Source organism: Psychrobacter sp. 1Y6 (assembly GCF_052258385.2).
GTDB lineage: Bacteria > Pseudomonadota > Gammaproteobacteria > Pseudomonadales > Moraxellaceae > Psychrobacter.
The window spans coordinates 488,953-504,310 of the sequence record NZ_JBQQEW020000001.1 but is presented as its reverse complement, the minus strand read 5'-3'; the positions used below and the strand labels follow the sequence as shown (position 1 = coordinate 504,310).

Sequence of the window (15,358 nt, the reverse complement as noted above, 5' to 3'; positions counted from 1 at the left end):
TCATTCGATAAACTGGCTTTTCAATCAAGCCATAACCAACGATAGCTGATACTTGTCCCTTTATTTTTCTATCCAAAAAACCATCAATACTAAGCTAAAAATCTTATGCTAAAAATTGCCTACTCTGACGTCTTTCGCTACTCCGTGCCAGAAAAACATCGCTTCCCCATGCAAAAGTACATTATGATTCCTGAGCGTCTACTGGCAGAAGGCACTATCAGCCAAGATAACTTCTTTGCCCCTGCTCGCTTAAGCGAAGATGAGATTTTGACCACCCATACCGCAGAGTACTGGTATCAGCTTAAAACCCAAACACTGCCGCGCAAGGCTGCTCGTGCTATCGGATTTGAGATGACACCGCAGCTGGTAGAGCGTGGTCGTTATATTGCTCATGCAACGTATGAGTGCGCGCTATATGCTCAGCAATATGGCGTAGCTATGAATGTTGCAGGCGGCACCCATCACTCTTTTGCTGGTCATGGAGAAGGTTTTTGCGTATTTAATGACGTCTGTATCGCTAGCAATTTATTGCTAAATCGTGGACAGGCAAAGAAGATTTTAGTGATCGATTTGGATGTTCATCAAGGTAATGGCAACGCCAGTATCATGGCAGATGAGCCACGCGTTTTTGTCTTTAGCATGCATGGTGCAAAGAACTACCCGTTTCGTAAGCAAGTATCAGACTTAGATATTGAGCTAGACAACGATACCGGTGATGCTGAGTATTTACAGATATTAGAAGATACGCTGCCACGCTTAATCGCTGAGGTTGCACCAGATATGATTTTTTATCAGTCTGCTGTCGACGTGCTCGCTACCGATAAGCTCGGCAAACTTAGTTTGACACAAGCAGGATGCAAGGCGCGTGATGAATATGTTCTGCAGCAAGCAAAAGCCGCCAATATCCCTGTCGCTATCGTGATGGGTGGCGGCTATTCAGAAGATATCGAAGATGTGGTCGAAGCGCATTGTAATACCTTTCGTTTAGCACAGCAGATATTTTTTGAAGAATTGGTCTAATAAAATATCGCTGAAAAGGCTTATATACTTTAGTTATAACAATGCGGTAATGCCTTGCCAACCGACACGTATTCCAAGCACGATTAAGATTAATAAAATAAGCTGACGAAAACGCGCTTGCGGTAAATAGCGACGCAAACGGATTCCAACCAAAAGAGTCACTATAGACAGCACACTCAAAAAAGTAATCAGCTGCCACTCACCACTGCTCAGTGCCATGATAGGCTCACGCAACACGATAATTTGAGCAATCTTTCCTAAGAAATAGCACATGTTACCGACTTTGGCGATGGTGTTTTTATCGTCACTGGCAGACAACAAATACATCATCAGTATGGTCGACATTGCATTGGTCGAGCCGCCGATGACGCCTGCACCAAAGCCAACGGCAATTAACATAGGCTTGGTGTTTGGTAGACGGATTTGTTTGCCGAGTAAGCTACTCACGACGTAGAAAGCAATGACCGCGGCCAACAATAAGAGAATATAAGCGCTATCGACCCATAGCAAGAGTTTCGCACCTAAAATGCTACCTAGTAAGCTAGTAAGCGCAAGTAACCAATAGCGTCTGCCGTAGTAGATAAAGTTTTGCCAAATAGTGCGCTCACCGCCTACTAGCCACGTCATCACATTAACGACTAGCGAGGGGAAAATCACTAACACAATGGCGTGTTGCAATGGGTACATACTAGCAAGCGCAGTGGTCGTCACTAGCGTTGCGCCAAGTCCGCTAATACCATGTAGCAGTGAGGCAAGCGCAAAAATGATCGTCAGCACTAGCATCTGAGTGCTATCGTTACCAGCTATATTCATCATATCGGTCACACCATTTGAGGCTCAACGTCCATACCTACATGCTATCTACACGCTTTGAGCCTGTAGCTCTAACTATCTTTACGTTGACCGATTGCTTGACCAATAATGCTAGCCAGTTGCTCAGCAATTTTATCTTTACTGGTCTTCTCAAGTGTTACCACGTCACGCTCATAGCGCTCAGAGAAAAACACCTGCATCGCATTGTCATCACTGGCAAAACCAATATCTGCACGTGAGACATCATTACAGGCAATCATATCCAAATTTTTTGCGACCAATTTACCACGGGCATAACGCTCAACATCTTGCGTCTCTGCTGCAAAACCAACGACAAATAGCTCTGGATGTGCCAAAGAAATCGTCGCTAGAATATCAGGATTTTTAACCAAACTGAGCGTCATGGCATCTTGTGTCTTTTTAATTTTTTGCGGTGCAGCTTCTTCCGTACGATAATCTGCCACGGCGGCGGTCGCGATAAAGATATCTGCTTTTACAAATTGGTTGTCATCATAAGACTGTAGCGAGTCACTATTGTCATTATGGCCGCTTACATCATCATCACCGCAACCACAGTCGCCATGATGGTGTTCGTGAGAATGGTTATGAGAGTGATCGTGCTCATGAGAATGGTCATGCTCATCTTCAAGGACAAATTGAAGCTCGCTATGCGTACCTTCCACACATTGCTGCGCGGCTATCAGCATATCTTCGGCAGACAGCACATCGATTCGTGTGACATTGAGCGGCGTGGGCAATGCCACTTTACCACCAGCTATTAAGACAACGTCTGCACCAGCAGCCACGCAGGCACGTGCCAATGCAAAGCCCATTTTTCCTGAAGAGTGATTAGACAAATAACGCACAGGGTCAATCGCTTCTACGGTTGGACCTGCAGTAATGACTACTCTTTTTCCCGCTAGTAATTGCGGCGTTGTATTCATCGCTATGAACAGTAACACCTCATCCAATAATTGCTCAGGCTCAGGCAATCGTCCTGCTCCGACATCACCGCATGCTTGCTCACCGCTAGCTGGCTGGATAATTTGATAATTCATATCGCGCAATGTTTGCACGTTTAGATTGACTGCTGGATGCGCCCACATCTGCTGATTCATGGCAGGAGCAATAATGACGGGCGCTGTAGTGGCCAGACACACTGTGGTCAATAGATCATCAGCCATACCCATGGCCAGACGCGCCAATGTATTGGCTGAAGCTGGTGCAATCACGATTAAGTCGGCCCACTTGGCCAGCTCAATATGCCCCATGCCTGCCTCGGCTTGCTCATCGAGCAACGAGACATGCACCTCGTTACCCGTCAACGCTTGTAGAGTCAGCGGCGTGATAAATGCTTGTGCACCCGTCGTCATGATAACGCGCACATCAAAGCCTGCCTTGACTAACAAGCGAGCAAATATAGCAGATTTATAAGCGGCGATACCGCCAGTAATAGCAAGCACAATATTGGACATAAGCGTGGCATCAACAAAAAAGTGAAAAGATAAAATTGCGCTTATAGTAACAATTATGAGATAAATTGGGTAAGATTTTCCGTATCTATCTCAGATAACGAGTATCAACCCATTTTCAAGGAGTGACAATGGCGATCAAAGACTGGCATGAGGATGACAGGCCACGCGAAAAACTTTTAAAGTTTGGTGCAGCTCATTTGTCTGATGCCGAGATACTGGCCATATTTTTGCGCACCGGTACTCAGTCTCAATCAGCGATTGAGTTAGCGCGGCATTTGATTGATCAGTTTGGTAGCTTAGCCGAGCTATTAGCCGCCCCTCAAAAGACGGTTCTTGCCTGCCATGGTATGGGACCTGCAAAGTACGCCCAAATATTAGCTTCACTTGAGATGGGTACGCGCTATCTGGACAGCCAACTCAAAACTGGGCAAGCACTAGGACGTTCACAAGCAGTCAAAGACTATATCAGCACCCAGTTGCGCGGCGAGCACCGTGAAGTATTTGCCGTTCTTTGTCTGGACAATGCCCTAAACCTTTTAAACTTCGAGATACTATTTACGGGTGGCATCTCATCATGCTCGGTCTGCATCAAGCACGTACTTCGACATGCGCTAAGCCACGCTGCTAGCCAACTTATTATCGCGCATAATCATCCTCATACCGATGCCAAACCATCGACGGCAGATAACTTACTGACCTATGAGCTAAAAAAAGCCTGTGACCTGTTAGATATCTCGCTTGTCGATCACATCATCGTCGGACGTAACGACACTTTGTCTTATGCCGAAAGCTGCCTTGCCCCTTTTGGCTAACTTTTTAGCTAGTTTTCGATAATGGCTAGCTATGTAGCCCACGTGTCTGTTTGGAAAACCTGCAAACAATTATGTTTGATACATATCATCGACAGAGCGTAGCATTTTGGCTCTTGATAGTTATCGACAACTGTTTCATATTAGTAGCCATTCTTGTCATTTATTTGTCAATTACTTACTAGACCGTTAATACTAATACTTAAGAGACTTAGAACCAAGGATTTAGTAATTAAAGAATCATTCGATTTACTTGTAAGACAGTGAATGGCAAGACGAAAAATAATTATAGTTAGCTCTTTCACTCACGTACTTTTCGCATTTTTTATTCAGCGCTTTAAAGGAGATAGTCATGGCAATTGGCTTGTTTATTTTGGCAGTCATCATTCAGTTAGCCGTGGTCTTGGCCATCTTTTTGTTGTCCTTATCACGGGTCACCGGTAGCATCGTCGCCCTGATTACGGTTATCGTCACCGCAATTATCAGCCCATGGTCGCTCATTTTGGGTATACCAATGGCACTACTGTGCTTGGTCTTACTCGTTGCACCGCTTCGCCAATCGTTAATCACTAAGCCTGTTTATAAGACGCTAGGCGGTGCGATGCCGAGTATGAGTGATACGGAGCGTGAAGCGCTTGATGCAGGTACTAGTTGGTGGGAAAAAGAGCTGTTTATGGGTGCGCCAAACTGGGATACCTTTGCCAATTATCCTTATCCGCAGCTCTCAGAAGAAGAGCAGAGTTTCATCGATAATGAAGTAGAGACCTTATGTGCCATGCTCGATGAATGGCAAATCCAACATAAAGATAAAGATTTATCACCTGAAGCATGGCAATTCATCAAAAGTAATGGTTTCTTAGGTTTAATCATTCCAAAAGAATTTGGCGGCTTAGAATTTAGCTCTTATGCGCAAAGCCGTGTAATGAGTAAAATCGCTTCGCGCTCGCCAACTGCCGCTGTGACCTGTATGGTTCCCAACTCGCTCGGCCCTGGTGAGCTACTGATGCATTATGGTACGGACGAGCAAAAGCAGCGCTGGTTGCCAGGTCTTGCGAAAGGTGATGAAGTGCCTTGCTTTGGTTTAACTGGGCCCGAAGCGGGCTCTGATGCAGGTGCCATTCCTGATACAGGTGTAGTCTGCTACGGTATGCACGAAGGCGAGCAAGTGCTTGGCTTACGCATGAACTTCTCTAAGCGCTGGATTACCCTAGCACCTGTTGCCACTGTTGTTGGTTTAGCATTCAAAATGCACGATCCTGAAGGTCTGCTTGGTAATCCTGAAAAGACCGATTACGGCATTACCTGTGCCCTCGTTCCAGCTAACCACGAAGGTGTCGTAACAGGACCACGTCACAATCCAATCGGCTCACCGTTTATGAATGGTACGGTCGATGGTAAAGACGTCTTTATCCCATTGGATTACATCATTGGTGGCGTCGAAAATGCTGGTCGCGGCTGGCGTATGCTAATGGAATGCTTGGGCGTTGGACGTGGTATCTCTCTGCCAGCTCTATCGACATCGGCCAGTGAAATGACTTACCTATCTGTCGGCGCATTTGCAAAAGTTCGCGAACAGTTCAAGATATCAGTAGGTAAATTCGAAGGTGTACAGGATGCTACTAGCCGTATGGCGAGTAACACTTATATGTTAGAAGCGTTCCGACATTTGGTCACTTGCGGATTAAACCAAGGTGGCACGCCCTCAGTCATGACGGCCATGGCAAAATACTATGCAACTGAAACCATGCGTAGTGTCGTCAACGACGGTATGGATGTGGTCGGTGGTCGTGCTGTGCAAATGGGTCCGCGTAATTTCTTAGCGACACCTTATCAGGCGATTCCTGTCTCTATCACGGTAGAAGGCGCCAACATTTTGACCCGCTCACTCATGATCTTTGGTCAAGGTGCGATGCGTTGCCATCCTTATTTATTCGACGAGCTTCAATTACTACAAAGCGAAGATAAAGCGGCTGCCACTGAAAAATTTGATACCCTTTTCTTCAAGCATTTAGGTTACACGTTTAACCGTGGCGCCAAAGCTTTTGTCGCAGGTTATATCGGTGGTAGCGATAAGGCTCCGAGTTTCGCAGATGCCTTTACCCGCCCCTATTACAAACATATTAACCGTTTAAGTGCGAGCTTTGCCCTAACTGCTGATATGGCATTAGGACTACTAGCAGGGGACTTAAAGCGTAAAGAGATGCTCTCTGGTCGTTTAGCAGATATTCATAGTCATCTATTTATTGCGACTGCTATTTTGCAGTTCTATGAACATGGTAGTAAATCAGAGTCTGAGCGCTTACATGCCGAAGTTGCGCTACAAAACAGCTTGTATACAATTCAAGAAGCCTTTGTGTCATTCTTCGCTAACTTCCCGAATCGTATGGCAGCAAATGTGGTTAGCTTTGTGACTTTCCCAAGTGGACGTATCTTCACCCTAGCAAGCGATGAGCTAAAACGCCAATTAGGTGATACTTTCATGGATGATTTTGCAGCCAACCCGTTCCGCGATTATCTAAAAACCATGGTTTATTACAATACCGATGCAGACGATGTAACTGGTCGTATGGAACATGCTTATCAGACGTTGGTCGAAATCGAACCGTTGTGGCAGAAGTTCAAAAAGGCAGAGCATCAAGACAGCTTTGAAGGTCTAACCTTTGAAGACCATGTGGTACACGCTAGTCAAAATGGTGGCATTACCGAAGAAGAGGCAGAAGTTCTGATTCAATATAACGCCATGCGTTTTGATTCATTATTGACTGATACGTTTGACGAGCATCTATCGGAAGCGCTAGAACGTGACAATCCGCATGCGCTTGAAAATGCAGTTCACCAACTGACTGATTACGCACAGCTAAAAAGACAAGCGCAGAGTAAAAATGGTATCGCTGTGGATACCGATGCATCTGCCGTTGATGAGCTAGCCACTAACGAACCAACTATTAACGATCTAGACAGTCCTGCAAACACAGACAATCATACTGGCGATGCCAATCCTAATCATGGTTATGAAAGTGATGGCGATGTAGAGTTGGTCAGTGAGCAAGATACTGTCAAAGAAGTAAATTCGCAGACAGATTTTGAAGAGTCAAAGCCTGAGATAAAGGCACTCGATCATCGACATCGTGATGCTGAATCACATCTTAACGAGCGTATGGGTAATAATCATAATCGTCATATTGCACCACCTGACGAGATCAACAATGAAGTAAGTGATAATGATATCAAACCTTTAGAGCGCCAATCTCCTTTGTCACGCGAAGAAAACGATAAGGTTTAATGGTCTATTCTGTTTTTAATATTGCTATTAGAAACTCAGTATTATTAGATTTTATAGTAAAACTTTCACTTTTTATTAGCCAGACTATCTATAAACGATAGTCTGGCTTTTTTTGGTCTATTGGAAATTCTGAGCTTAATTAATCATATGAGTCTTATCCTCTTGTTTCCATTTCGATAACTTGAAATCAATGGTTCAATATCAATAGTTTGACATATTCGCTTACCCTAAAAACTCTTTCATGAATATTTTGTTTCATATGGGAAACAAACCGTTTAGAATAAATATTGACTATATTATGGGCACATAGTTGTAACGAGGAATGTACATTTAGAATAAAATCAGAAAAAAATCTTGCAGTGCCCTTAGCTATTCTTTTATATTGTCCACGAAAATGTGACATCGAGCGACAATCACGGGAACTTAATAGTCATAACAAGCTTTGTAGTAAGGCTGATAAGTACAATCATGTTGGCTAACGAACCCTTACTATAAAGCTGTTATGCACACAAAGGATATGAATTATGTGGAAGAATTTGGGACTGACGGGCAAGATCATTGTTGCCATGGTGCTCGGTATTGGACTGGGCCTATTTCTAAACTACTCAGGATTGAACGGCGAAGGTGGCTTTGTTAATACTTATATTACCAATGGCTTCCTTGCCATTGTTGGTAAACTATTTGTCAACTCGCTAAAAATGTTGGTCGTACCTTTGGTGCTTATCTCACTGATTTGCGGTGTATGCGGTATTGGTGATATTCGCCTACTTGGACGTATTGGTACCAAAACGTTCATTATTTATATGATAACCACTGCACTCGCTATTGCGACTGCGATTGGTCTTGGCTCGCTATTCGGTATCGGTAAAGGCATGAATATCGGAACGGAAGCCGAGTTTGAAGCAGCGTCAGCGCCGCCTCTACTTGATGTGTTCTCTAACATTATCCCATCGAACCCCATCAGCGCGATGGCAAATGGCGATATGTTATCGATCATCTTCTTTGCTATTTTGATCGGTGTCAGTATCTTGATGGTCGGTAAACCTGCCAAAGGCTTAGTGCAGAGCCTAGAGCTGATCAACGAAGTTATCTTAAAGATGGTCACGATCATTATGAACCTTGCACCATATGGTGTATTTGCGCTATTGACCAAAGCAATGGCAGAGCTAGGTTTAGACTTGATTTGGTCACTACTGGGTTATGTCGCGGTATTGGTCGGTTCATTGGCCTTCCACTTCTTTGTCACTATGATGATTGTACTTAAGGTCTCTTCAGGCTTGTCTATCAAGACGTTCTTGGCAAAAATGCGTGAAGTACAGATCTTTGCTTTTAGTACCTCAAGCTCGAACGCGACGATTCCTATTACCTTGCGTACGGTTACCAAGCGTATGGGTGTAAACAACTCAGTTGCGTCGTTCACTGTTCCTTTTGGTGCTACCATCAATATGGATGGTACGGCTATCATGCAGGGTACTGCGACCATCTTTATTGCCAACATTTACGGCATTGATTTGGGCGTGACCGAATATTTAACCGTCATCTTGATGTCAGTACTGGCATCTGTTGGTACGGCTGGTGTACCTGGTGTTGGTCTAATCATGCTGTCTATGGTATTTGCTCAAGTGGGTCTGCCAATCGAAGGTATCGGTCTAATCTTGGGTGTGGATCGTATCCTTGATATGTTACGTACTGCTGTAAACGTCGGTGGTGACGCTGCTGTTACTACTATCGTGGCAAAATCAGAAGGCAAAATGGATCTGGCTATTTACAACGATCCTAACGCTGGTGCAAAAGACGTATTTGATGGTCATATCGATGAAGACAATGAGCGTGAGTTCTCTGAAGTCTTTAGCGATGGCATCATGGGTAGTGAATACGATGATGTTGATCGTCGCCGCTAACCCACGCTTGCGAGAGAGAAGTGCATAAAATAAAAAACCTCAGTCAAGTTGGCTGAGGTTTTTTTATGATCAATAACCAGTAAATAATAATGGTTGATACGGTTCTATCAACAACTAATTAGCCAAACACGTACTTGGTCAACATCGCCAGACAGACCAATACAATTACTGGACGAATCAATTTGCTACCGCCTTTAACCACCATATGTGAGCCGAAATAGGCACCGATGGTTTGTCCGACCATCATCGCTAGCCCCACTTTCCACAGTACGTTGCCACCCAAAATAAAGAAAATTAGCGAGCCAATATTGGTCGATAAGTTCAATACTTTTGCCGCGCCTGTTGCTTCGATAATTTGACGACCACGTAATGCTACATTGCCAAGCGCAAAAAACATCCCAGTACCTGGACCGATATAACCATCATAAAAACCAATCAACGGTGCCACGACTTTTTGCCATTTGCCCTCTGAGATACGCGGTGCAGCTTCTACTTCACCCAATCTAGGGGCAAATAATGTATAGATACCGATAGCCGCGATTAAAAATGGAATTATCTTTTCGAGCAAGTCAGGTGGTGACATCTGTACAGCGATGGTGCCAATAACAGAACCAATAAAAGCAGCGATGATAGCTACTTTGATACGTTGTGGTTTGACGACCCCTTTTCTAATCATAGTAATAGACGCCGCTAGGGCGCCTGATGCCGCTTGCAGTTTGTTGGTACCAAGCGTCAATACTGGTGGGATGTTGGCCAGTAGCATGGCAGGGATGGTCAATAATCCACCGCCGCCAGCGATAGCATCAATAAATCCTGCCAATGCGGCCACCGCAGTAAGCATTAAAATAATCTCTAACGAGAAAGTTAAGTCCATGACACTGACCTGCAAAATATGATAAGAAGAGAAAAGGAGTTTTGAGATAAGGCTAAAATATCGTTATCGATAAGCTGACAGCTTACCAGTGCTAGCAAAAGAAATAATGACACATCGCACAGCGCTGCTCATTATAAAGATAAAACCGTAAAAAAAGCCAAAAACGTAACAAAGTCTGCTAAATTTGTCTAATAACGTTCCGAATATGCTCAGCCAAATAGCGACTTATTAAAAAGATGTAACGACTTACAACTATTGTGCTCGTCAAATCCTCTTTATAATATTGCTATTGTGAATATAAAAAAGTAGACCGTTGGCACTGGCTCAACGTATTTTGTTGTCTATATTGATAAGAGTATGAGAAACTGTTTCTGTCTATTTGCTACCTCCACATTATAGGTAGCGCAGACATTGATAGATATTTGAGGTTATTTAGTAAATTGTATTTAGCGAATGAGGATGATATGGCAATACGAAGGATTAAAGCATTTTTTGAATTTGAGGCAGCAGGCGGTATCGTCTTAGCATTGGCTGCCATTGCTGCAATGATCATTGCCAACTCCCCTCTTAATGTTTGGTATGAAGGTTTTATTCATGCACCAGTTGCCATTCAGATTGGCGAGTTTGCGATTGCCAAAGACGCTCATCACTGGATCAACGATGGTCTGATGGCGGTTTTCTTTTTCTTGGTTGGACTGGAGCTTAAGCGTGAAGTACTGATTGGCGAGCTGTCCAACGTCAAGCAGATAATACTGCCAGCAGGTGCTGCACTTGGCGGCATGATTATGCCAGCGATTGTCTATCTGCTCTTTAACTACAATGAGCCTGAGTTTTGGAAAGGTTGGGCCATTCCTGCGGCTACAGATATTGCCTTTGCACTCGGTATTTTGAGTCTCTTAGGTAATCGTGTACCCAACTCTTTAAAAGTCTTTTTGGTATCTATTGCTATCTTTGATGACATTGGTGCGATTCTGATTATCGCTTTATTTTACACCAGTGAGTTGTCGCTAGAATCATTGGCAGTAGCTGGTCTATGTTTGCCGTTCTTATATGTTCTTAATCGCCGTAACGTCACCAATATCACACCATATCTACTCATCGGTCTGATCATGTGGATTGCCGTACTCAAGTCCGGTATCCATGCAACATTGGCAGGTGTGGTACTAGCACTGTTTATCCCAATGTTCGACCGTACTGATCCTGAGCACTCTCCGCTTGAAGAGCTAGAGCATGATCTACACAATACCGTCGCTTTTGGTATTTTGCCAATCTTTGCTTTTGCCAACTCGGGTATCTCGCTCGAAGGCGCAGGTTTTGCTGAGTTATTCCACTCAGTACCGCTAGGTATTGCCGCTGGTTTGTTTATTGGTAAGCAGTTAGGCGTCATGTTTATGTGCTGGTTAATCTTTAAGCTTGGTATCTCAACCATGCCAAAAGGTATGGACTATAAGCAAATTTACGGCGCAGCTCTATTGTGCGGTGTTGGTTTTACCATGAGCTTGTTCATCGGTGGTTTGGCGTTCGCTGGCGACACCACTATGTTTGATGAGCGCTTAGGTATTATCATGGGTTCAATCGTCTCTGGTATCGCAGGTTATATCATGCTGAAAATAAGCTTGAAAGACAATGCTAGCGGTACATCGGTCGATTTGACTCGCCCGCATTAATGATTGATGAATGCTGTGGGATGTAGAGCAGTTTATAATGGTACTACTAAGACACACCACCACTTATAAGATGCTCTATTTTATTTATATATGCGTTATCGAGATATTTATAAGTGACCTAGCAATCAATGACAAGACTATATAACGTGATTGATTGCATCATTTATTTGTGTTTATAGTTATTATCGTTATCACAGCTATCGGAGCTAACCATGTACCGACCTATACACCGCGTTGTACGTCAACTGGCATTAGGGTTATCTGTGTTCGGTAGTATCTACCTGCTAGCAGGCTGTGCAACACTCTCCAAGCAAGAATGTCTCGTCGGTGACTGGCAGGCTATCGGCTATAACGATGGCGTGGCAGGTTACCATTCAGATCGCTTAGCATCTCATACAAAAGCCTGTGCCAAAGCTAGCGTCGCCCCTGACTACCAAGCATGGGAGCGCGGTCGTAAACTTGGTCTGCAACAATACTGCACCATCAATAATGCCTATAACATTGGCAGACGTGGTCGTCATTTAAACAATGTTTGCCCTATTACTATGGCCAATACGTTGCAAGTGGCTAATCAAAAAGGGCTAGATTATTACGCCTTAGACAGTCAATTAGACAAAGACAATCACCTCTTAGGTACTTACCAATCAGAATTCGATAAGCTAGAAAATGGTGACATGCTAGACTTTGCTAATGAAAAAGAAGCCCGTGCACGGCTGCTATCTCTATCTGATGAGATTCGTGATATCAAACGCCGTATCCGAACAACACAGCAGCAATTGGATTCATTGAACCAATCCAGTAATTTTTATGAATAACTGGGGTGCGAAGCTAACGCAATGCAAGTTTTACGCTCTAAGGCACGCTTTAACTCTGAAAATGGTACTTGATAACTATGGATAAGAAAATCATCAATACGGCAAGTACTCCAACTGACAAACCTGACTTTCAATCATCGAATGCTCAATCATCGAACGCTTATCAGCGTCATGGGCGTACCACTGCTATCGATGACCATAGCGATTTGCAGGTTTTAAAACGCATTAAACGTTATCTATTACCAAAAGACTTTACGATCTCGCCTGCTCTACTTGATGAGATAGTGACAGGTTATGATATTGGCGATCCACTCGCAGACGCGTTAGCCGCTCAGAACATAAAATTTGCAAAGCCCTTACAGCATATTATTCTTGGCGATAGTTCAAACAATAATTCTGCAAGCAATTATCTTGTAAACAAAGACCTTGCAACCAATCCATCATTTAGCGCGCTCACTGAGCAATTTAGCAGCCATCCTGATTGGTTCGACCCGAAGCTTGCTCAGATAGGCGCGGTTGCCTATCGGCGCTATCCACTCATGCTCATTTGGCTACTGCGTAATGTTGCTCTGATGGCAGGCTATAGCATTCCTGCTCTCTCGTTACCGCTTATTCAGACGGGCGCACTGATGCATGATGCGCTACCGCGACTGATGCGTACTTATGCCTATATCTTGGCTGTGTCTGAACATCCCTCATCTAATATGAGTGCAGTTAATCAAAATAAACCTATCGAGCAAGTATTGGCTATTGGCTCTGAGGGCTGGCGACAATCGATCCAAGTACGTCAGATACATACCTTGGTACGGCAAAACTTACTCAAAGGGAAAGGCAGTGCTGCTACAGGTGTGATACCAAACGCCGAGCAACATCATAACCCTGACGGCAGTTGGAATACTGATTATTGGGGCATCCCTATCAATCAAACCGATATGATTGCCACCCATTTACAGTTCTCGTTACTGATTATGCGCGGTCTACGACTACTGGGCGCACGTATTAGTACAGAAGAAGCCGAAGGTATCTTGCATCTATGGAATCTTGCCAGTTATTGGATGGGTGTTGATCTAGACCGTTTACCAAAAGATGAGGCCGCGTGTTGGGAATGGCTCTATACCTATCTATCGATACAGCAGCTAGACTTTAAGATGGGTCAGCCACTGGCAAAAGCATTGCATGATTTGCCGCGTCAGCTGATGGGTGAAGACAATCGCCGTGGACGTTTCGTTGAAATGGTCAACGCAAGTGTCACCCGTACCTTAGTTGGTGATGATATAGGCGATGGGCTGGACTTACCAAAATCGAAGATACGCTTTGGCGTGTTGTCTTCAGTACCGATTCTTTTTGCGCTCGATACTGCACGGCAGCATAATGTGTCCGTAGCCCATAAGCTAGAAGCATTCCGTGCCAAGCGCCAAGATAATATGAACTGGTGGCTGAAAAAGAACGATGATTATTATAAATAGATGATCCTAGTCATTCCACTATAAAAGCATTACTGCGTTAACCTCCCTTGAAGTATTACATATACATCTACACTCGGTTGCCTTGTACTACTTTTAAATTGCATCGACTATATTATAAGTAGATGACATTTCTCAGCGTTTGTTTTCTACGCGGTAATACCATTCGAGCTGTCGATCAAACCCTGTTTCTAATAGGTTAGCAATTACCCGTCCTGTTAGCCCCCATACTGTCTCACCATCGACCTGCCAGCTAGGTGTTAGTATGGTAGCCATTTGCTCTTGCATTTTATACTCAATTTCATACTCTACCGTTGGTTGAGTGACTAATGACTCTAAATCTGCCCAAAAGATACGTGATATTTCTCCCGCTTCAGGTACGAGTACCAGGCCTGGGGCAATAAGCGCCACGATTGGGCGTACGCTCATACCACTTTTTGAAGTTTGGATCGGTAACTGACCAAGCAACTGGACTTTATTAGGTGGTAGTGCTGTTTCTTCGCAGGCTTCACGCAATGCGGTAACGACATTATTGCCATCGCCTCGATCATGTTTACCACCCACACAAGACACTTCACCCGCATGACTGTTCATGTGGGCGGCGCGGCGTGTTAATAATAATTTAGGCCTGCGCTCATGAGTAATAGCGACCAGTATTGATGCATCAGCAATTGGTGTCTGATATAGGCTGTCTAACACACGGCTACTATAAGAGGCATTATGAGCCTCGTACATCGCCGGACTTGTCAGTGCATTTAAGGTCTCATGTTGCACTCGCTCGGCTAATTGACGAAGCGTCGGATGACGAATAAAAGTAGGTACAGCAACTGACAGGTTATCGAAGCTCACAGCCTCCGGTGGGAATAACATTATAATTGCCCTATATTTTTATCGTTATTAAGCGGTATCACCAACATCTTTCTTATTTTCTATTATTAAAATCGTGACTAGTAAATAAAACCAACAATCTATCTATCTATTGTTTTCGACCGCTCGATTTATTAGCGGCTTTAACATTAATAATTACTGAACACTCACTAGACTAGCGCAATATAATAGTTGCTGCATGCTATTTATGTGACTGATTCATTGCTTACCAATGCTCAATAAATGCCCTGTTAACCAATAACAGTCAGCCTATATGCGAAATGATGCGTTACTGTTATCGTGATTCTGTCCGTCGATAATATGTGCTATCTTAAGACGATAGCTGCTCTTTAGAATAATATCTTATATAG

General features: G+C 43.9%; 11 protein-coding genes. 7 read left to right on the top strand and 4 right to left on the bottom strand.

Annotated features, from left to right (window positions below):
- Positions 1 to 105 precede the first annotated feature (105 nt).
- Positions 106 to 1,020 carry a histone deacetylase family protein gene (locus tag ACTXGF_RS15730; protein ID WP_443535159.1) on the top strand — a complete coding sequence of 305 codons (915 nt, stop codon included), beginning with the start codon at positions 106 to 108 and terminating at the stop codon, positions 1,018 to 1,020.
- A gap of 33 nt (positions 1,021 to 1,053) precedes the next feature.
- Here the strand turns inward: ACTXGF_RS15730 and ACTXGF_RS15725 are convergent, their stop codons facing one another.
- Both ACTXGF_RS15725 and coaBC read right to left on the bottom strand, forming a co-directional pair.
- The gene (locus ACTXGF_RS15725; RefSeq protein WP_101206033.1) at positions 1,054 to 1,836 is read right to left on the bottom strand and encodes a sulfite exporter TauE/SafE family protein; all 783 of its coding nucleotides are present in this window, start codon (positions 1,834 to 1,836) and stop codon (positions 1,054 to 1,056) included.
- A 68-nt stretch (positions 1,837 to 1,904) separates the two neighbouring features.
- Entirely contained in the window at positions 1,905 to 3,308 is a 1,404-nt protein-coding gene (gene coaBC, locus ACTXGF_RS15720) for a bifunctional phosphopantothenoylcysteine decarboxylase/phosphopantothenate--cysteine ligase CoaBC (RefSeq protein ID WP_443535161.1), read from the bottom strand.
- Between the two features lie 128 nt (positions 3,309 to 3,436).
- Between coaBC and radC the strand changes: the two genes are divergently transcribed.
- From radC to ACTXGF_RS15705, 3 genes are all read left to right on the top strand, one after another.
- A complete protein-coding gene (gene radC, locus ACTXGF_RS15715; RefSeq protein ID WP_160023559.1) occupies positions 3,437 to 4,120 on the top strand; it encodes a RadC family protein in 684 nt (227 codons plus the stop codon).
- Positions 4,121 to 4,469: 349 nt separating this feature from the next.
- Positions 4,470 to 7,400: an acyl-CoA dehydrogenase gene (locus tag ACTXGF_RS15710; RefSeq protein WP_443535163.1), complete on the top strand. Its 2,931-nt coding sequence runs from the start codon at positions 4,470 to 4,472 to the stop codon at positions 7,398 to 7,400.
- 524 nt (positions 7,401 to 7,924) lie between these two features.
- Complete coding sequence (locus ACTXGF_RS15705; protein ID WP_057761609.1) at positions 7,925 to 9,301, top strand: dicarboxylate/amino acid:cation symporter; 1,377 nt, start codon at positions 7,925 to 7,927, stop codon at positions 9,299 to 9,301.
- 118 nt (positions 9,302 to 9,419) lie between these two features.
- Here the strand turns inward: ACTXGF_RS15705 and ACTXGF_RS15700 are convergent, their stop codons facing one another.
- The gene (locus ACTXGF_RS15700) at positions 9,420 to 10,175 is read right to left on the bottom strand and encodes a TSUP family transporter (protein WP_296208159.1); all 756 of its coding nucleotides are present in this window, start codon (positions 10,173 to 10,175) and stop codon (positions 9,420 to 9,422) included.
- A 464-nt stretch (positions 10,176 to 10,639) separates the two neighbouring features.
- Here ACTXGF_RS15700 and nhaA point away from each other — a divergent pair, with 464 nt between their 5' ends.
- The 3 genes from nhaA to ACTXGF_RS15685 all read left to right on the top strand — a co-directional run bounded on the left by nhaA (position 10,640) and on the right by ACTXGF_RS15685 (position 14,123).
- Positions 10,640 to 11,842, top strand: a complete 1,203-nt coding sequence (gene nhaA / locus ACTXGF_RS15695) for a Na+/H+ antiporter NhaA (protein WP_443535165.1) — start codon at positions 10,640 to 10,642, stop codon at positions 11,840 to 11,842.
- Positions 11,843 to 12,054: 212 nt separating this feature from the next.
- Positions 12,055 to 12,657: a DUF2799 domain-containing protein gene (locus ACTXGF_RS15690; protein ID WP_443535166.1), complete on the top strand. Its 603-nt coding sequence runs from the start codon at positions 12,055 to 12,057 to the stop codon at positions 12,655 to 12,657.
- 77 nt (positions 12,658 to 12,734) lie between these two features.
- Positions 12,735 to 14,123: an oxygenase MpaB family protein gene (locus tag ACTXGF_RS15685; protein ID WP_443535168.1), complete on the top strand. Its 1,389-nt coding sequence runs from the start codon at positions 12,735 to 12,737 to the stop codon at positions 14,121 to 14,123.
- Positions 14,124 to 14,255: 132 nt separating this feature from the next.
- Here the strand turns inward: ACTXGF_RS15685 and ACTXGF_RS15680 are convergent, their stop codons facing one another.
- Positions 14,256 to 14,990, bottom strand: coding sequence for an NUDIX hydrolase (locus ACTXGF_RS15680; RefSeq protein WP_443535170.1), 735 nt, complete (start codon positions 14,988 to 14,990; stop codon positions 14,256 to 14,258).
- Positions 14,991 to 15,358 lie beyond the last annotated feature (368 nt).